This window comes from Fodinibius sediminis (genome assembly GCF_900182555.1).
Taxonomy (GTDB): Bacteria; Bacteroidota; Rhodothermia; order Balneolales; family Balneolaceae; genus Fodinibius; species Fodinibius sediminis.
The window spans coordinates 200300-218347 of sequence record NZ_FXTH01000004.1 but is presented as its reverse complement, the minus strand read 5'-3'; the positions used below and the strand labels follow the sequence as shown (position 1 = coordinate 218347).

General features: G+C 50.9%; 16 protein-coding genes. 4 read left to right on the top strand and 12 right to left on the bottom strand.

Annotated features, from left to right (window positions below; all coding sequences use genetic code 11):
* Nucleotides 1-15 precede the first annotated feature (15 nt).
* Together FN808_RS06185 and FN808_RS06180 are read right to left on the bottom strand one after the other, a co-directional pair.
* On the bottom strand, nucleotides 16-1182 hold the full coding sequence (locus FN808_RS06185) for a trans-sulfuration enzyme family protein (protein ID WP_142713686.1): 1167 nt from the start codon (nucleotides 1180-1182) through the stop codon (nucleotides 16-18).
* 6 nt (nucleotides 1183-1188) lie between these two features.
* On the bottom strand, nucleotides 1189-1608 hold the full coding sequence (locus FN808_RS06180; RefSeq protein ID WP_142713685.1) for an OsmC family protein: 420 nt from the start codon (nucleotides 1606-1608) through the stop codon (nucleotides 1189-1191).
* Nucleotides 1609-1799: 191 nt separating this feature from the next.
* On the opposite strand from FN808_RS06180, the gene FN808_RS06175 reads away from it, so the two are divergent.
* Complete coding sequence (locus FN808_RS06175; RefSeq protein WP_142713684.1) at nucleotides 1800-3854, top strand: OPT family oligopeptide transporter; 2055 nt, start codon at nucleotides 1800-1802, stop codon at nucleotides 3852-3854.
* A 42-nt stretch (nucleotides 3855-3896) separates the two neighbouring features.
* Here the strand turns inward: FN808_RS06175 and hisIE are convergent, their stop codons facing one another.
* Both hisIE and hisF read right to left on the bottom strand, forming a co-directional pair.
* A complete protein-coding gene (gene hisIE / locus FN808_RS06170) occupies nucleotides 3897-4511 on the bottom strand; it encodes a bifunctional phosphoribosyl-AMP cyclohydrolase/phosphoribosyl-ATP diphosphatase HisIE (protein WP_142713683.1) in 615 nt (204 codons plus the stop codon).
* Nucleotides 4512-4553: 42 nt separating this feature from the next.
* Nucleotides 4554-5315, bottom strand: coding sequence for an imidazole glycerol phosphate synthase subunit HisF (gene hisF / locus FN808_RS06165; RefSeq protein ID WP_142713682.1), 762 nt, complete (start codon nucleotides 5313-5315; stop codon nucleotides 4554-4556).
* A 101-nt stretch (nucleotides 5316-5416) separates the two neighbouring features.
* Here hisF and FN808_RS06160 point away from each other — a divergent pair, with 101 nt between their 5' ends.
* A complete protein-coding gene (locus tag FN808_RS06160; protein ID WP_142713681.1) occupies nucleotides 5417-5935 on the top strand; it encodes a hypothetical protein in 519 nt (172 codons plus the stop codon).
* Nucleotides 5936-6048: 113 nt separating this feature from the next.
* On the top strand, nucleotides 6049-7275 hold the full coding sequence (locus FN808_RS06155; protein ID WP_185958275.1) for a serpin family protein: 1227 nt from the start codon (nucleotides 6049-6051) through the stop codon (nucleotides 7273-7275).
* 53 nt (nucleotides 7276-7328) lie between these two features.
* Here the strand turns inward: FN808_RS06155 and hisA are convergent, their stop codons facing one another.
* Nucleotides 7329-8051 (bottom strand): 1-(5-phosphoribosyl)-5-[(5-phosphoribosylamino)methylideneamino]imidazole-4-carboxamide isomerase, encoded by a 723-nt coding sequence (hisA, locus tag FN808_RS06150; RefSeq protein WP_142713679.1) that lies wholly within the window; start codon nucleotides 8049-8051, stop codon nucleotides 7329-7331.
* A gap of 132 nt (nucleotides 8052-8183) precedes the next feature.
* Here hisA and FN808_RS06145 point away from each other — a divergent pair, with 132 nt between their 5' ends.
* Nucleotides 8184-9779, top strand: coding sequence for a calcineurin-like phosphoesterase C-terminal domain-containing protein (locus FN808_RS06145; RefSeq protein ID WP_142713678.1), 1596 nt, complete (start codon nucleotides 8184-8186; stop codon nucleotides 9777-9779).
* A gap of 69 nt (nucleotides 9780-9848) precedes the next feature.
* Here FN808_RS06145 and FN808_RS06140 read toward each other — a convergent pair whose 3' ends face one another.
* The 7 genes from FN808_RS06140 to FN808_RS06110 form a co-directional block, all read right to left on the bottom strand.
* The gene (locus tag FN808_RS06140) at nucleotides 9849-12071 is read right to left on the bottom strand and encodes a patatin-like phospholipase family protein (RefSeq protein ID WP_142713677.1); all 2223 of its coding nucleotides are present in this window, start codon (nucleotides 12069-12071) and stop codon (nucleotides 9849-9851) included.
* A gap of 124 nt (nucleotides 12072-12195) precedes the next feature.
* A complete protein-coding gene (locus tag FN808_RS06135; protein WP_142713676.1) occupies nucleotides 12196-13461 on the bottom strand; it encodes a hypothetical protein in 1266 nt (421 codons plus the stop codon).
* Nucleotides 13458-14147, bottom strand: a complete 690-nt coding sequence (locus FN808_RS06130) for an ABC transporter ATP-binding protein (RefSeq protein ID WP_142713675.1) — start codon at nucleotides 14145-14147, stop codon at nucleotides 13458-13460. Before FN808_RS06130 ends, FN808_RS06135 begins: the two co-directional genes overlap by 4 nt.
* A gap of 11 nt (nucleotides 14148-14158) precedes the next feature.
* On the bottom strand, nucleotides 14159-15376 hold the full coding sequence (locus tag FN808_RS06125) for an ABC transporter permease (protein ID WP_142713674.1): 1218 nt from the start codon (nucleotides 15374-15376) through the stop codon (nucleotides 14159-14161).
* 2 nt (nucleotides 15377-15378) lie between these two features.
* Nucleotides 15379-16602: an ABC transporter permease gene (locus tag FN808_RS06120; protein ID WP_142713673.1), complete on the bottom strand. Its 1224-nt coding sequence runs from the start codon at nucleotides 16600-16602 to the stop codon at nucleotides 15379-15381.
* A 96-nt stretch (nucleotides 16603-16698) separates the two neighbouring features.
* On the bottom strand, nucleotides 16699-17454 hold the full coding sequence (locus tag FN808_RS06115; protein ID WP_221929938.1) for an outer membrane lipoprotein-sorting protein: 756 nt from the start codon (nucleotides 17452-17454) through the stop codon (nucleotides 16699-16701).
* Nucleotides 17441-18019 carry a TetR/AcrR family transcriptional regulator gene (locus FN808_RS06110; protein ID WP_142713672.1) on the bottom strand — a complete coding sequence of 193 codons (579 nt, stop codon included), beginning with the start codon at nucleotides 18017-18019 and terminating at the stop codon, nucleotides 17441-17443. The genes FN808_RS06115 and FN808_RS06110 overlap by 14 nt, the downstream gene beginning before the upstream one ends.
* Nucleotides 18020-18048 lie beyond the last annotated feature (29 nt).

The window sequence follows — 18048 nt, the reverse complement described above, 5'->3', positions numbered from 1 at the left end:
CCGGGCCTTGTTTGGCTATGACAGGGCCTGGCTGATATCTGATTGAATGTCATCGATGGCTTCGAGTCCCACCGCGATACGGATCATGCCCGGGGTGATGTTCACAACCGCGCGTTCTTCGTCCGATAATTTCGAGTGTGTGGTTGAGGCGGGATGGGTGGCAATGGTCCGGGAATCCCCCAGATTCGCCGAGAGGGACAGGGTCTGAAGCTTGTCCAAAAACCGTTTTGCCGCATTGTAGCCTCCCTCGATGTTGAAAGCTACGACACCACCGCCTTTTTTCATCTGTTTTTGAGCCAGATCATACTGGGGATGACTCTTCAGAAACGGGTATTTAACCCATTCCACCTGTGGCTGGTCTTCCAGAAACGCTGCCAGGGCCAGGGCATTATCACAGTGCCGGTCCATGCGCACCGGAAGCGTTTCGAGGCTTTTGGAGAACATCCATGCGTTGAAGGGGGACAGGGCCGGCCCGGAGTGACGGGTAAAAAAGCTGATCTCTTCAATATACTTTTCTTCACCAACTACAACGCCACCGATGCCTCGTCCCTGTCCGTCAATGAATTTCGTGGCCGAATGAAGTACGATGTCGGCACCGAAGGTCATCGGTTTTTGCAGGTAGGGCGTAGCAAAACAATTGTCAACGACAAGGATGAGGTTATGGGCCTCTGCGAGTTCTCCGGCCCACTCCAGATCAATCAGGTCGAGGCCCGGATTCGAGGGCGTTTCAAGAAACAGCACTCTGGTATTGTCCTGAACCAGGGATTCCCACTGTTCAGGCTGGTCAATATTTCCATATGAATAAGTAATGCCCCATTTGGGCAAAATACCGTTGAGGATCTGGTGTGAAGAGCCAAACAGTGAGCGGCAGGCCAGAACATGATCCCCCTGCTCCAGCAGCCCCGCCAGGCTGGAGAAAATGGCTGACATCCCGGAAGCCGTGGCTACACCGGCTTCAGCACCTTCCAGCTCACACATCTTCTGGATGAATTCATCCACATTGGGATTGGAATAGCGGCTGTACACATTACCTTCTGCCTCACTGGCAAAAAGGGCGCGGGCATGTTCGGCCGAATCGAAAACAAAACTCGACGTCATAAAAAGGGGCGTTGAATGCTCCCGCTGTTCGGTGCGGCTTGTCTGGGTACGTATGGCTTTGGTTTCGGGTTTTTGTTGTTTCATGGCAGTTTATTGGGAGGGGTTAATTTCGTAGCTATGGGTAATGGCAGAAGTTTTTTCCAAGGTTTTGGAAACCGAACAGTACTTGTCCAGCGACAGGTTGATCGCCCGTTCCACTTTGGAGGCTTCAAGATCACCAATGAAAATATAGTGCAGGTGGATGGTGGTATATTCCGAATAGGTTTCTTTTTTTCGGCGGTCGCCATCTATTTCAACTTGCAGATCCTGCAGGTCCTGCTGTTGCTTTTCGAGAATGCCGATAATATCAATGGCACTGCATCCTCCTGCTCCGGCCAGCAGCAGCTGCATGGGACTAAATCCGCCCTCCAGACCGCCTGTATTTCCGGAGCCGTCCATCCGGATAAGGCCTCCTTGTTCATTGGCAGCTTCCATATGGATTCCTTCTAACTGTTTGATCGTAATCTTCATGACAGACATTCATGATTAAGGGTAATGATGGAAAATCAGAACTTACACAAATAGGGGGAGGGAATAAAGGAGCAGTCGCCGTTAAAATGTTATGAGGAACAGATGATTTTCTGATTGAGCGATACTTCATTATCTTCCCGTGATCATTTCTGTTTGAATATGTCACAAATTGCAAACATACACAGAATTCAGTGGGCAAATCAGAGACAACATTTACGCCTTACGTTCGGGCAGAAGATGATCTGCCGCAAATAACAGTCAAAGCGGTTCTGCTTGGTATCTTGCTGTCGGCTATTTTAGCCGGGGCCAATGCCTATCTGGGACTGAAGGTAGGGATGACGGTTTCCGCCTCCATCCCTGCAGCTGTTATTTCCATGGCCGCCCTCCGGCTTTTTAAACGTTCCAATATACTGGAAAACAATATTGTACAGACGGCCGCCTCGGCTGGCGAATCGCTGGCAGCCGGGGTTATATTTACCCTTCCCGCCCTTATCCTACTCCGGTACTGGACCGACTTCCCATTCTGGGACACCATGGCCATTGCCATGTTTGGAGGCATACTGGGTGTACTCTTTACGATTCCGCTCCGCCGGGCCCTTATCATTCAACAAAAATTAAAATTCCCGGAGGGGGTTGCCACCGGAGAAGTCTTGAAAGCGGGCAGCACGGGAGGGAAAGGCATTATACAAATCGCATGGGCTGCCCTGGCGGCCGGGGGGTATAAACTGGGACAAACAGGGCTGAAGATATTTTCCGGATCCGTCAGCGGTTCGGTAACAGCCGGTCACTCGATATTCGGAATAGGGACGGAGCTTTCGGTGGCTCTGCTGGGGGTAGGATATATTGTAGGGTTGAATATTGCAGTGCTGGTTTTTGGAGGCGGACTTATTTCCTGGCTGTTTGGGATTCCCTTGTATATGGCATTTGCCAGTCCTGCCGAAATTGCCGAAGTCACAGGCGGGATATCAGGTTATGAGGCGGCCCTGGAGATTTGGAGTGAAAAAATACGCTATATGGGGGTAGGAGCCATGGTTGTGGGAGGTATATGGGCGCTTATTTCACTGGCCAAGCCGCTTAAAGATGGCATTCAATCGTCTTGGGAAGCTGTCAAGCAGGCACGTTCGGGAGATGGCGACCAGGGGTTGCGCACGGAGCGCGATATGCCGATAAATTTGGTGCTCTGGGGGGTGGTGGGACTATCAATACCTATTTTTATTGTCTTTACCCAGGTAATCGACACCACGCACTTGCCGGTCAGCAGGGGGCTGTATTGGTTGACAATGGCGACGGGTGTTCTCTTTTCATTGGTGGCCGGCTTTTTATTTGCCTCCGTAGCGGGTTATATGGCCGGACTTGTCGGCTCCTCAAACAATCCCATTTCCGGTGTTACCATTGCCACCATACTGGCCACTTCACTTATATTGCTGGCTATACTGGGGACACAACTGGATTTCGCTGTAGACAGCAGCAGAGCCCAGGCGGCTGCTGCAGCGGCCATTGTGGTGGGAGCGATGGTGGCATGTGCCGCTGCTATTGCCGGTGACAACATGCAGGATTTGAAGGCCGGTCAGCTCGTGGGGGCGACCCCTTATAAACAGCAGATTATGCAAATTGTGGGCGTTGTATCAGCGGCGTTGGTCATAGCTCCAATCTTAAGTCTCCTGTTTAACGCCTATGGCCTGGGGGGCGTATTGCCGAGAGAGGGCATGAACCCGGATGAAATGCTGAGTGCCCCGCAGGCAACCTTGATGCAGTCTGTTGCTGAAGGCGTGTTTGCCCGAAATCTGGAATGGAATATGATCTGGATTGGAGCAGTGATCGCCGTCGCTATCATAATATTCGACAAGGTGCTGGAAGCCCGCGGATCCTCTTTTCGCAGTCCGGTGCTGGCGGTCGCTGTGGGCATATATCTTCCGCTGGAGTTGACGGTACCTATTTTTATCGGGGGGGGGCTTGCCTGGTGGGCCGGCAGAACCGTTGCCAGGAGGGCCGGTAAAGAAGGAAAGGATCCTGAACAGGCGCGTGGAGAAGCTGAACGGCAAGGGCTGCTGTTTTCATCCGGTCTTATAACCGGCGAAGCACTGGTGGGAATTATCCTGGCTATTCCATTTGCCATACAGGAGAGTACCGATGCCCTTCGTATCGTCCCGGAATGGTTTATCCCTTATGCCGACTGGGCGGGTGGACTGGCAGCCCTGTTTTTTATTGGCTGGTTATATCGCGTTGCCGTCAAACGGCAGAACTGAAAGTACGGCAGAAACCGAAATAAAATACAGCGGGCCTTACGACTACTTATGACGTTCTTTGAGGCGCTTTATGATCTGGTCCAGCGATATTTCTTTTTCAGCAAGCAGTACCATTAAGTGGTAAAGCAGGTCGGCTGTTTCACCGATAAACTCGTCCGGTTGATTATTTTTTGCTTCAATAACGGTTTCCACGGCTTCTTCCCCCACTTTCTGTGCAATGGTATCCACTCCCTTGTCAAACAGATAGGTAGTGTATGAATCGTCGGGACGTTCCTGTTTTCGGCTGGCAATCAATTGTTCAAGTTCCCGCAGGAAAAACAGGGGCTCTTCCGAGACAAAGTCTTTTTGATAAAAGCAGCTTTGATTTCCGGTGTGGCAGGTCGGTCCGTGTGGTTGAGCCAACAGGAGCAGCGTATCGTCGTCGCAATCCTGCTGGATATCCACCAGTTCAAGAAAGTTGCCGGAGGTCTCGCCTTTGGTCCATAACCGTTTTTTGCTGCGGCTGTAGAATGTAACTCGTTTCTTGTCGAGCGTAGCCTCGAGCGCCTCTCTGTTCATATATCCAAGCATAAGAACCTGGAAGGTACTGGCATCCTGGATGACAGCGGGAATAAGACCATCGCCTTTCGTAAAATCTAGAGATTCGATGTCAATCATAATTTCTCAGGGATACTATGTATGGTATTGGAGTTGAAAAAATTAGAAGGTTTGTCTTACTGGAATCTGGGCACGCTGCAGCTCCTCTTTTAACAGGGAAATCTCAATTTCCCGAAAATGAAAAATGCTGGCCGCCAGTACCGCATCGGCATGGCCCAGCTTTATAGCATCCCTGCAGTGGGCAATGGTTCCGGCCCCGCCGCTGGCAATCACCGGAATGGATACCTGTTGATTTACCTCGGACAGAAGATCCAGGTCAAAGCCCGATTTGGTTCCGTCGCGATCCATGCTGGTGAGCAGAATTTCACCGGCCCCCCGGCGTTCAGCTTCCGTGATCCATTGCAAGGCATCGCGTCCGGTATTTTTGGAACCACCCGAGATAAAGACGGTCCACTGGCCATCGGTACGTTTTGCATCAACGGCCGCTACGATACACTGCGATCCAAACTGCCGGGCCGCACGGTTAATCAGATCGGGATCCCGGACGATAGCACTGTTGAGCGATACTTTGTCGGCGCCGGCATGGAGAATGTCGGCAATTTCCTCAACACTGCCAATGCCGCCGCCCACGGTGAAGGGGATATCGATGCGGCGCGATATTTTTTTTACCAGATCCACCAGTGTCTTCCGCTTTTCCTTCGTCGCCGTGATATCCAGGAACACAAGCTCGTCGGCTCCTTCTTCGGAATATCGCTGGGCCAGCTCAACAGGGTCTCCGGCATCGCGTAAGCCTTCAAAATTGACACCTTTTACAGTACGGCCGTCTTTAATATCCAAACACGGGATGATCCGTTTTGTCAGCATGCCTATGTTTTGTTTTGCTTTGTTACTTTTTCTATATATTGGATTTGTGAAGCAGAAGTTAAGGCATTGTAAGCAGGGAATCACAATTTATTTCAGGTTATATGCGTCTTATAGCAAATCTATTTCTTTTTGTTATTGAGTATTGTTTCAAATTGGCGGCTCCTCTCGCAGCACTCATTGCCACTGCCGCCCGCGGCGGTTTTTTTGCAAAGATGATGGAAGGTTTTCAGTCGCTGCCGGAAGCCGTCCGCGAGAGTATATGGTGGATTAAGAATATTCCGGAGGTGGGCAAGATTGTAAATGACTACAATACCCTGACGGCCGCCAATTTTAATCAGAAATACGGGAGCGGAGCTGTCAATTACGTGATGGATTATATCAACGAGGGCGTGAGCTATTTTCAGCAGGTTTATATGAATTTATCCGAACACCCCCTGGTTACCGTAATAGCCGCACTGATCGTTTTTCTTATTTTTTACCTGCTGGCCCGTCTGGTTCGTTTTGTACGGCAGGAAGGGCAGGGCTCTTTTATCACAAAATTTGAGCGACGGGCCGGAGATCGTGTCTTTAAGAGGGGTTCCACGTCATCCTCGGGTTACGAACCTACAGAATGGCGATAATAAACCGGTCATGCAGTAGTTACCTACGCTTGGCCGTGTGTATTACTGATGCTGCAAAACCTGAATAATCTAATTGCTTGGTAATTATGGAGGCTGTGAGGAAGCACATACTAGTGATACTGTTTTTAATATTTCCCTGGATCCAGGGATGTGTAAATAACGGGGTGAATGTTGATGATCAACATCCTGAAACACTCCCCAGAAGCCTTACGGCCGGCGAGGAAGAACTTATCCGTACCGGCCATACCTTCAGCTTCGATCTTTTCAGGAAAGTTACAGCTACCGAGAAGGAAGATAATGTGTTTATTTCGCCCTTCAGTGTTTCCATGGCTCTGGGGATGATGTTAAACGGGGCGGAGGGGGCAACCCTGTCAGGCATAAAGGAAACAGTTGATATGACAGAAATGGAACTTCAGGCTATTAATCAGTCGTACCAGAGCCTTACGGAACTGCTGCTGGACCTTGATCCCAAGGTGGAAATTCAGATAGCCAATTCGCTGTGGGGACGTGAAGGTTTTACTATTGCCCCCGATTTTTACGAAACCCTTCAGACCTATTTCAGTGCACGGGTCGCTTCGCTGGATTTCAGCAAAGCTTCATCGGCTGATATTATCAACGACTGGGTGTGTGCCGAGACGAATGATCGCATCCCTGCAATTATCGACGGTAGCATCCCTTCCGAGGTGGTACTTTATCTCATTAATACGACCTATTTCAAGGGAAATTGGCTCTATCGGTTTGATCCTGAGGATACCAAGCCGGGTCAGTTCCAGCTCGAAGATGGTTCCAGTGTTCAAGTGGAGATGATGCGTCAGAATGCTCCCATAGCTACGTTTCGTTCGGAGATCGTTCAGATGGCAGAGATGGCCTATGGCGACAGCCTGTACCAGATGACAATACTGATGCCTTCGGATCCTGATGTCCCGATTACAAGGTTTGCGGAGGAATCTCTCAGCGCATCTAACCTCGCTGGTTGGACCGAACAGCTTCAGAAAACGAAACTGCAACTGAAGATGCCCAAATTTGAATCCAGCTATAAGAAAAATCTGAATGACGTACTTGCCACAATGGGTATGGAGGAGGCTTTTGATGAGGTAGATGCCAATTTTTCAAAGATCAATGCTGATAAACAGTTGTTTATCAGCAAGGTCATGCACAAGGCCAATATTACCGTGGATGAAAAGGGCAGTGAAGCGGCGGCCGCAACCTCTGTCGGCATAGGAGTGACGTCGGTGCAGAAACCGTCTTTTGTGGTAGATCGCCCGTTTATATATCTGATCCGTGAACGAATCAGCGGTACGGTACTGTTCATGGGCATGATGAGGAATCCCTCGAAGTGAGAGGATGCCAGGTCTCGGGAAATATCCATCCCCAGGGGGGGCAGAGATCCGGGTTATGCCTCCCGGTGATAGTGAAGCATCTCTTCCAGCGAGATCTTTTTTTCATAGTAGGCGCGCCCTACTACCACGCCGTATAGGTTCTCTTCATCGAGGGTAGCCAGATCGCCGGGACCGGAAACACCGCCGGATGCGATAAACTGTAGCATTGGGTACTGCTGCTGCAGTGACTGATACAGTTCGGTATTGGCCCCTTCCAGCGTCCCATCGCGCGAAATGTCGGTGCACAGTACGGTGGAAAGGCCCCGTTCGATCATGGGGTGGAGAAAATCATCCAGCGACTGGTCCAGCGTTTTCAGCCATCCGCCATAGGCCACCTTGCCCTCTTTGAGGTCCATGCCCAGGATCGCCCGCTTCCCATAGCGGTCCAGCACTTTGAGCCAGTCGTCCTGGTTCTTTACGGCCATTGAACTGCAGATGATATTTGAGACGCCTTGATCCAGGAGCATGGCCGCATCCTTATAGCTGCGAATGCCCCCCCCGGTTTGTATTGAGAGGTCCAGTTCGTCGATAATTTTTGTGATATTGCCGAGATTGACAAATTTCCCTTCCCGCGCGCCGTTAAGATCAACGATGTGGATATGGGTAAACCCCGCCTCCTTGAATTTTCTGGCTTCCTGCAGAGGGTTCTCATTGTAGATGGTTACTTGTTCATAGTCTCCTTTCTGCAGTCGGACCACGTGCCCGTCGAGCAGGTCAACAGCGGGAATGACAATCATTGCTTCAATGGTTAGGTTAGTATTTATTATCAGGCAGGAAAGTAAGTTTAAGATTTGTTAATCTCTACGTTAAATGAAGATCCGCGAATCTTATTAGCTTTGAGCCGTCAAGGTAAACAAGCAGCAGATATTATGAAATTACGTTATTTTATTATTTTGGTATGGTGTATAGGGTCCATTGTCCCGGAGGTCCGTGCCCAGCAGATGGTGCAGGGAACAGTATTTATAGATCTGAATGATAATGGGAAACAGGATTCCGGGGAACAGGGCCTTGAAGATGTGGCGGTCGCCAATGGACAGGAGGTCGTCCTTACTGATGATCGGGGCCGTTATACGCTGGAGATTGATGATCAGGATGGGCAGGTATTTGTGATCAAGCCATCGGGCTATAAGCTTCCACTGGATGAGTTCAACCGCCCGCAGTTCTATTACCTGCACAAGCCGGGTGGTTCTCCGGAGCTGAATTTTCAAGGCGTGAAGCCCACGGGACCGATGCCCGAATCCGTGGATTTTCCGTTATTGAAAGCAGAACAGCGCAGCGCATTTAGCGTGCTTCTTTTTGGTGATCCACAGCCCTATACCGAGCGGGAGGTGACCTACTTCGATCGGGATATCGTTTCTGAGCTCCAGGAAGCCGAAGGATATGCATTTGGGATCACCCTGGGAGATATCGTCGGTGATGACTTGTCCCTGTTTCACCCCTACAGCCAGTCGGTTGAAAAAATCGGGATTCCCTGGTTTAGTGTTCAGGGCAACCACGATATGAACTATGATGCCCGGACGGATCAGCATGCTGATGAGACCTTTGAAGCCACTTTTGGCCCGCCTACCTTCTCCTTTAATAAAGGCAAGGCGCACTTTATCATCCTCGATGATATTGTTTATCCACGCGGGGGTGCAAAATCGGGCTATGTTGGCGGGCTTACCGATAAGCAGCTGTCCTTTATTGAAAATGATCTGAAGCATGTGCCAAACAATCATCTGGTGGTGCTGGCGTTCCATATTCCGCTCTTTACACCACAGGATAGAGAAATTTTCCGCAAATCTGATCGACAGCGCCTGTTCAATCTGCTCAAGGAATATCCGCATACTCTTTCATTGTCGGCGCACACGCACATTCAGCAGTTCCGTTTTTTTGACCGGAATGAGGGATGGGGACAGCTAAAGCCCCATATCCACTACAATGTGGGGACTACAAATGGAGACTGGTGGTCCGGAGTGCCTGATGAGCGGGGTATCCCGCCCACGCTCATGCGCGATGGTACGCCCAATGGCTATGCGATCTTGAATATCAAAGGAAACTTCTTCACCATTGATTATAAAGTGGCTGACAAACCAAAGGAATACAAGATGAGTATCTGGGGGCCCAAGGTCGTTCCCCAGGATTCCTGGCACGGTGCCCAGCTGTACGTCAATTATTTTCTGGGCAGCGAGTTCAGTCAGGTGCGCTACCGGGTGAAAGGTGTTGATGATAGCTGGCGCGCCATGAATCGCGTGGATCGTGCCGATCCCCATGTGAGTTCGCTTCGCCAAAAGTGGGATGAGGCTGACAATATACTACAGGGGCGACGCCCATCAAATCCGGTATTGTCGACGCATCTGTGGAATGCAGGGGTGCCCAACAACCTGCCGATTGGAGAGCATACGATTGAAGTGCAGGTATCCGATATGTTTGGTCGCACGTTTACGGATGAATATACGTACCGGGTGATAAAATCCGGGCCATAGGTAATGTTTTGCCATTATCACGGCATTCGGTCGGGGTCATGATAGAAGCGGTGTCACGTGGTTATGTTCTTAAAAGGGATATCCCACATTTATGCGCAATGCATAGGGACCGTTCATATCCGGGGCCATTAATGTCAATTCCACCGGACCGATGATGGTTTGAGCGCCCGCCGAAAGGCCAAAGCCCGATTGAAAGTCAGAGGGATCAAGATTCCAGTTTGTCTGGTTGGTCAGCCTGGCGGCATTCCATTTGACCTGGAGGAATGCGTTTTTCCGAATTCTGAGCTGGGTACCCAGTTGCAGGGCACGGATATTCTCACCGGAGAGCTGCTGTACGTCATATCCCAGCACCGGAAACTGGCGATCTTCCAGGATAGAAACCGGGATGGCCCCGCCCCCGTAATAGTGGTAATGCAGCGGCAGTACCGGAGAGTAATTAACCGTATGTCCGGCGGTCAGCCGGGCCAGCAGCGAGAACCGGTCGGTCACCGGGATCCGGGACTCCCAGTCTGCCGTGATTTGAAAGAAGGAACGGCTGCTTCCCCATCGGCTTTCAGAAAGCTCCGATTTAACAAGTAGTTTTTGCCCCCGGGAAGGGAAATAGGTATGATCGAAGGAATCCCCGTAGAGCAGCACTTGAGCGGTAATCAGGCCGCTTATGTTGTCCAGGATCAGTGTTTCCCCCACGGCCTCATTCAGGTTATAGACTTCGAAATGGGGACCAATTCCCATAAAAAGCTGGGGCATGATCTCTATGCGCAGCTGCGGTGAAAAGGAGAGCCATTCTACATCAATGGTTGATATGCGCTGTTCATTGTTAAAGATATCAATGGGCAGGCGGCTGGCACTCCCCGTTAGCGTGAGGTCTGTTTTGGGATAAAAAGAAAGAGGTAAGATGTAGGTACCCCGCACCTGGATCTGTTCTCCCAGCCGCAGGTCTGCCAACAGGACGTCCCCGGCGGTAAAAATTTTGTTGAACGTACCGCTGAAAAGCAGCGATGCCTTATAATGGCTGTCGTAGCGCGCCCCCAGCCCAACCGTCTGCTGGTTCTGGGTGTTGACTTGAATATTCAGGAGATATCCTTCCTGCCCTTCGAGATGCTGCAGGCGATAACTGATGAGATCGGTGAACGCTCCAGAATTGTAAATGCGGTTTAACTTTTGCTCCAGTTCCTCAAGCGACTGGCGAGTGGGCGTTTTAATGCGAAGTGAATTTTTCAGACGGTCCCGCAGATAGCCGTTGGCTCCTTCTATGTTAAGACGCTGTATCAACAAAGTGTCCGATTGTTGGATAAACGGGATAAAATGGAGAGAGGAGTGTTTTTCGGTGGCCTGTGCCAGTGTTTTAATACGGGGCAGCATTTCTCGGGCGGCCTGTTCGCCCAGCTTGATGAGTTCGGCGGCCTTGTCGAAATCAAAGGTTGTGTAGGCCTCCATGTTGGGTTGGATATGAAGGTCGGTGAGGGCAAGTTGCTGTTCGTTTGAGTTCTTCATGGTGAAGCCAACGGACTGCCAAAGGATATCGACAAAGGAGTGGAGGCTGTCTACGGGTGAAAGGGGCCTGCTGACGTCTGATGTAATGACGATGTCTGCACCGAGGGCGCGGGCATCTGATGCGGGAATATTACGGGCGATGCCGCCATCAATATAACTGGAGGTATCTATTGTGACTGGTTCAAATATACTTGGAATGGCGATACTGGCCCGGATGGCTTCCGGAAGATAGCCACGGTCCATCCGTACTGCTTCGCCTGTGGCAAGGTCCGTTGCGATGGATGCAAAGGGGATGGGGAGCTTTCGAAAATCGGAAACGCTATGGTAGGGCTCGGTCAGCCGGTACAGCAGCATCGCAATCTTCTGACCTTTGATAAGTCCCCGGGGCAGCTTAACGGATCCGTCCCTGAAGGGGAAGGTAAGGAGGTTTTGTGCAGGATTTGTTTTTTGGTAGATCGATTGATATTCACGGGGCGATCGATTGCTGAAAAACGTTTCCCAGTCGTAGGTGAGAGCAAGTTCTTCGAGCATGGCAGGGGTATACCCAATGGCGTAAAGTCCGCCTATGATGCTTCCCATACTGGTGCCAGCTACAACATCGGCCTGGATGCCGGCCTCCTCCAATACTTTCAGGACGCCGATGTGCGCAAAGCCCTTGGCGCCTCCGCCGCTTAACGCCAAGCCAATTTTGGGTGGCGGGGGTGCGCTATCAGTATGAGAGGTCTGGCCGAGGGACGGGATGGAACCGCCCAGCAGCAAGCAGACTGTTAAGAGTGCTAAAATGCGATGTGATATCATAGGAAATCTAAAAGCGTAGCAGTTGGGTATCCATAATGAGCTTTTTTAGGGTCGCAGTAAAGCGTATTTAAAGTCTGATTTTGAGATTATGATTCACTGTTTTGGCATTAGCATGTTGCATCCGTCAATACGACCACTTGAGTCGCATGAATAACAGGTTGGGAGTTGCAATATTGTCAGAGAACAGGCCGCCCTTCAACAGCTGAGACAGTATCAGGAAATCAAGGTCCTCGGCAATAGAAAATGTGAGCTGTGGTAAGAAAATAAACAACGACTTGTCAACACTGCTTATAACGCCCATGCTTCCGCTCACCAGCGGATGTAGCTGGTAGGAACCATTCAGGAAGATGCCGGAGCGGGCGATGAACAGGTTGTCAGCGGAGGGGGGACGCACCAGGCTGCTGAATGGATCACTCGTCGTGTCATGGCCTCCGTTATATAACAGTTCCGCCTGCAGGTACAATCCATTTGATAACATGTAATCGAAGGCGGTAGTCGCTGAGAAACGACCGGCGGTTCTGAAGAGGGGGGCTTCCGGCTGGAAATAGGCGATTTCGCCTTTGAAGCCGGCATCACCAATGTAGCCGGCCCATCCGCCACCAAGGGCCAGCTGGTTATGGTACTGACCGGCTATAAATTGCCAATCGTAGGTTTGCCAGTGTTCGCGAAGCATTATGGCCGCAACCAGGTCTTTGCTGCGGTCGGCAAACTGAAAAGCGATATGAATGCTGGAGGCAAAATCCCAGCTGTACTGAAAACTAAGGGCGTCGGTGCCGGGGCGCTCCTCATAGTCAAAGTCCAGGTAGGCAAAATTATTAAAGAGATCATTGGGACTCCATACAAATGTTTTGGCCCAGTTGAGTCGCTGCCTTCCCAGAGCGGCCTCATAATCCCCGTCTTGGTACGTCAGGTGCATGCGGTCAATCTGGGTATGCAACAAGGTACGGGAGGTATGAATGGGAACCCAGCTTAAATCCAGGTACCCCTGATCTTTTTCCAGCAGCCGGTCGTAGCCGGGCTGATACAGAACATTATATCCATTCATCAGCCGATTGCGCATATCGAGCTGGAAAGAAAAATGCCTGGAAAGGCTCCAGTCTGTTTCCAGCCGATGATGTATAATGTTGTTGTATCGCACAGTAGCCAGGTTATTGTCCAGCGCGAGCTGTCCCAGCTCTTTGAGGTAGCCGCTCAGATCCACATCAACATTCTTCTCCTGGGCGATAACAGGCTGTTGCCATAGAACGACTATGACTGCTAAGCATCTCAGAACGTTCAAACTGCCATGCCAAAGTCTGTGTACGCAATGCTCTGCCGTGGGGCGGCGGCTGCGGTTCCCCGCTGAGATTCGGTGAAGGGGATCAATATGGTTGGTATCATGAGTGATCATGCGGCACGTATTTCATCCTTGTCTATTTTGCCGTCTACAAGAGTGACAACCCGCCGGGCTCGCTCAATCACCCGCTGATCATGCGTGGAGAAGACGAAAGTCATGTCTTCAATCTTATTAAGCTCAAGCATCATATCCAGGAGGTCGGCCGTAGAGACGGAATCGAGGTTAGCTGTGGGTTCGTCTGCCAGTACAAAGTCGGGCTTGGAGGCCAGGGCGCGTGCTACAGCCACCCGCTGCTGCTGTCCACCGGAAAGTTCGGAGGGGCGTTTGTGAATCTTATCCTCCAGTCCAACCTCTTTTAAAAGGGCCATGCTTTTTTGATGATACTCTTTGGCCGGCCTACCCTGCATCTGCATGACAAAAGAAACATTCTCTATAGCGGTAAGTACGGGAATGAGATTGTACGACTGGAATACGAAGCCGATATGATGCAGCCGAAAATCAACCAGCTCCCGGTCGGAAAGTCCGCCCAGCTCAGTGCCCTGGATGACAGCCTTTCCCCCGGTGGGTTTGTCAAGGCCTCCAATGATATTCAGGAGAGTGGTCTTGCCCGACCCAGAGGGCCCTACAATGGCCGTAAATTCTCCCTTCTCAATGGTTAAATTCACGCCATTGAGGGCGGGGACCGGTACTTTTCCGGGGTTGTATATTTTGGAGATTCCGTATGTTTCAATAACAGCCATAATGATAATAATCAGTTGATTTTTCGAATTGCTTCCACAGGATTCAATTGCAGGGTTTTCCAGGCTGGATAGAGGGCTGAGAGCAGGGCGGCACAGGCAATGAGAAGGGTGATGTTAAAATAGTAGCCCGGAGGCAGACCGGGGTAAACAACGGCACCCAGCCCATAGGCATTCAGCCCTTCAGAGAAAGCGCCCAGGTCAATGCCTGCATGGCCAAAATAGGAAATGGTGAGCCAGCTCAGAAACAGTCCCACAGGGGTTCCAACCATGGTGAGAAATACGGTCTCCCACACCACCATTGCGAATACGCGGGTTTTATTCATCCCGATGGCCCGCAGCATGCCCAGCTCGCGTGTTCGTTCAAGGACCGCCATCAGCATGGTATTAATGATGCTGAACACGAGTGCAATGATGATGATAACCATCACGATGTACATCATGAGGTCGGTCATTTGAAAACTGTACTGCAGTTCGGGCGCCGCCTCTCCCCAAGTAGTTACCCGGAGATTGGGAAATTCTGTTCGAAGTTGTTGGGCATAGCTGTTTGCCCGGCTGAAATCGGTGATCGTGAGGCTGAGACGGTGCACTTGATCGCCAACTTCCATCAGCTGATTAAGATCGGACTGAGTGACAAAGACATTGGTCTCATCAAAAACAGAACTGAAGCTGTCAAAGATACCGACTACACGGAAGGCTCCTCCGGTAATGTTTCCAGCAGCATCCTGAAAATTCAATACTACCCTGGAGTCTGGTTCCAGTCCCAGTCGTTCGGCCAGTTTGGACCCGACAAGTACGGGATTTTGTTGGTCGTTGCCGGGCATGGTTCCCTCTTTAAGATAGGTGTTCACGCCGTGGGTACGGCCGGGCAGGATGCCGTGAATGGTTACGCCATAGCTGTTGCGGGCACTCTGGGCCAGACCACTCGCCAGGCTTTGGGCAGACACTTTCTCAACGAAAGACCGCTGGCGCAAGTCACTGATGATTGTATCGGCCCCGGGGATGGAATATTCCGGACGGTACAGATCCTTGAACTGGGGATGGGTCAGCTCGATATGGGGGACGGTCAGTTTAAACTGGTTGTCCAGGTAGCTCTGTACCATGCCTGTAAAAAAAGCTGACAGGAAGACGCCTGCCCAAGTCCCCAGCAGGACGGCCGTGATGACAACAGCACTCCGGGTAGTATTTCTCCAGATGTTCTTCCAGCCGAGTTTGATAATATTAGCAATCATAATCAAGACCTCATGGCTTTGACTGGATTGAGCCTGCTGGCACGGATAATGGGAATGAAACTGAAGAGGAGCGTGATGACAAAGATGATCAATGCCTGCGATAAGAAAATGGAGGCGTCAACCGAAAACTGGATCATGGGCTGTAATCCATAGTTTTCCATGGTTGCTGCCATATCACCGGTCAATTCAATGGGGTAGGCATTAAAATACCAGGAGATCGGCAGGCTCATCAGGATGCCCGTTATGCTTCCGATCATGGTCACAATCAGGATTTCTATCGAGAGGATGGAAGCCAGCCTGCGGCGGGGCGTTCCCACCGAAAGCATGATGCCAAGCTCATAGGTCCGTTCTGAGATCATCATTAAAAGAGTGCCAAGTATGCCAAAACCGACAACCATGTATAGGACGCCGAGGATGATGTAACCACTTACCCGGTCCACCTCTATGCCCTGGACCAGTCCAGGCATCAGTTCCTGCCATGGCAGTACTTCATAAGCCTCGCCCGGCAGGCGTTCCCTAAGCTCCTGAACAATATCGGCTGTCCGATCCGGATCGCTTACTACGAGAGCGGCGGAGGTGAGTCGGTCTCCCGCTGCAAGAAAATCCTGGGCGGTAGACAGAGGCAGCAGGACAAGGCTTTTATTCATTTCCGGGTTCGGTAATGAGAAAGTGCCTTTTACAGGGTACAGGCCTGTTGCCGACATGCCCCGGAAGCCCTGTCCCAACAGGACCAGGCTGTCACCCCGCTGAAGCTGAAGCCGATCCAGCACTTCGCGGCCCACAATGGCTGCCCGTTCATCATTGCGTTTAAAGTAGTGACCGGATTCGAGTCTCTTTTCGGGATTCATCAGTTGTCTCTCGGCATCTACATCGATACCCAGCACCATAACTGGCCGGCTTTGCCGACTGCCCGCTCCCAGGGCAAAGGATTCGATGCGGGGCACCACGGCGCTGACCCCCTCAGGAGCGTTGAGCTGGGTCAGCAGTGAATCTGTGCGTATAAAACTGTTCTCCAGAGTCTGCTCTTCCCAGTAGCCGCTGGCGTGGACCTGTATATAGCCGCTGAAGGTACCTACTGTGGTGTCAATCATATCCTTGTATTGCCCCTCCTGCATCGACCGCATAACCGCCGACAGCAAGACGGCAATGGTTATGGAGGCGATGGTAATAAGCGTACGGCGCTTGCTGCGCCATATATTTCTCCATGCCAGTTTCAAAGACAGCATATCATTTTGGACAGTAAGTTATCGGTTATCAGCAGGAGCAGGGCCACCGGCCCTATTCCCAGTCATGGATCCGTCGGGTATTCTATTGCTGCATGATTATTGCAGGCGTTTCATATTCTGTATGCTAAAAAAGCGCTCGGAGATATTGATATTGAATTCAATACTATTGTAAACGATAATCGTCTTTTTGTCTTTCTCCTCCACTGGTGTCATTTCCATGCGAGAAGGGAGCATGCGTCCTCCCATTTCCCTGATCTCTGATCCTTCCATCAGCCTGACCAGTTTTCCGTTCTCATCGTAGAATTCAGCTCTGAGCTGCAGAAATTCATCCTTGGTAACAAAGAGTATAACTTTTTCCCAAACCACTGGAGCTGTCGCCCTGGGTTCGAGCTGAATCTTATGAGTGTCGTAACCGCTGATGGTGGTATCGCCCAAGAGGGTATGGTTATAGTCGACGACAATAGAAGCCTCCCGTACCAGGTCGTTATTGGAAAAATCGGATCCCATCCATGACTGGCTCATCATGGAGGGGGGGAGTTTGATTGTGCGGTTGATGTTGGGAAGCCAATTCCATATTTCATTTCCGCGTTTGAGGTAGGCCGATCCTTTATCCCTGGCCGGTGCGGTGACCAGGATGAGGCTGTAATCCTCTCCCATACTCCAGGCTTTCATCGCAATACTGCGCTTCCAGCTGGGACGTACAATGGTCATGGTCATGTTGGCTCTTGAGCTTTCGCCCTGCATATTGTCATAGGCTTTTTGAACGATGGCAGTGGCATCCTGGCTCTGTACAGGCAGGGCGCCCAGACCCAGTACGATAATGGTGAACGTTATGTGTTTAAGAGGGGACATAGTCTTCCATTATTTTCTTTTTCATTTTTTCCAGGGGATAGGCTTCGCCCATCGTTGCGTACCCCATGAGAATGCCGTCCATCAGGGCTCCCAGACGATAGGCCTCCAGCTCTGGCTGCTGATGGCCCAGTTCTCTGAGCATTTCGATGTATTTGACCGTCTGGGTTTCATTGACTCGCTCAATTTTAGACTGCAGATTGCTGTAGGTCTCCGGCTGCAGGGCAAGGGTGATCATCAGGCGTCCTTTCCCTGTTTGCTGTTCTATAAATTGGAAGGTTTCCTGCAGGGTCTGGCGCATTTTATCAGCAGGGGTAAAATCGTCGGGAAAATCAAGAATCTCATCCCCGAGGTCTATCATTTGGTCAAAGATCGTACTCAGTATGGCTTCCTTGCTGTCAAAATAATGGTAAATCAACCCCTTGGAGACCCCCGCTTTCCGGGCGATAGCAGCGATACTGGTTGAGGCGTAGCCTTCCCTGGCAAACAGGGTGAAGCCGGCATCGACAATCTTCTGTTGTGTCTGCTCACGTATTTTTTTGTTCTGTTCGGGGGTTCTGGGGCTCATATTTTATTTTGACTGATCGTTCAGTCAAA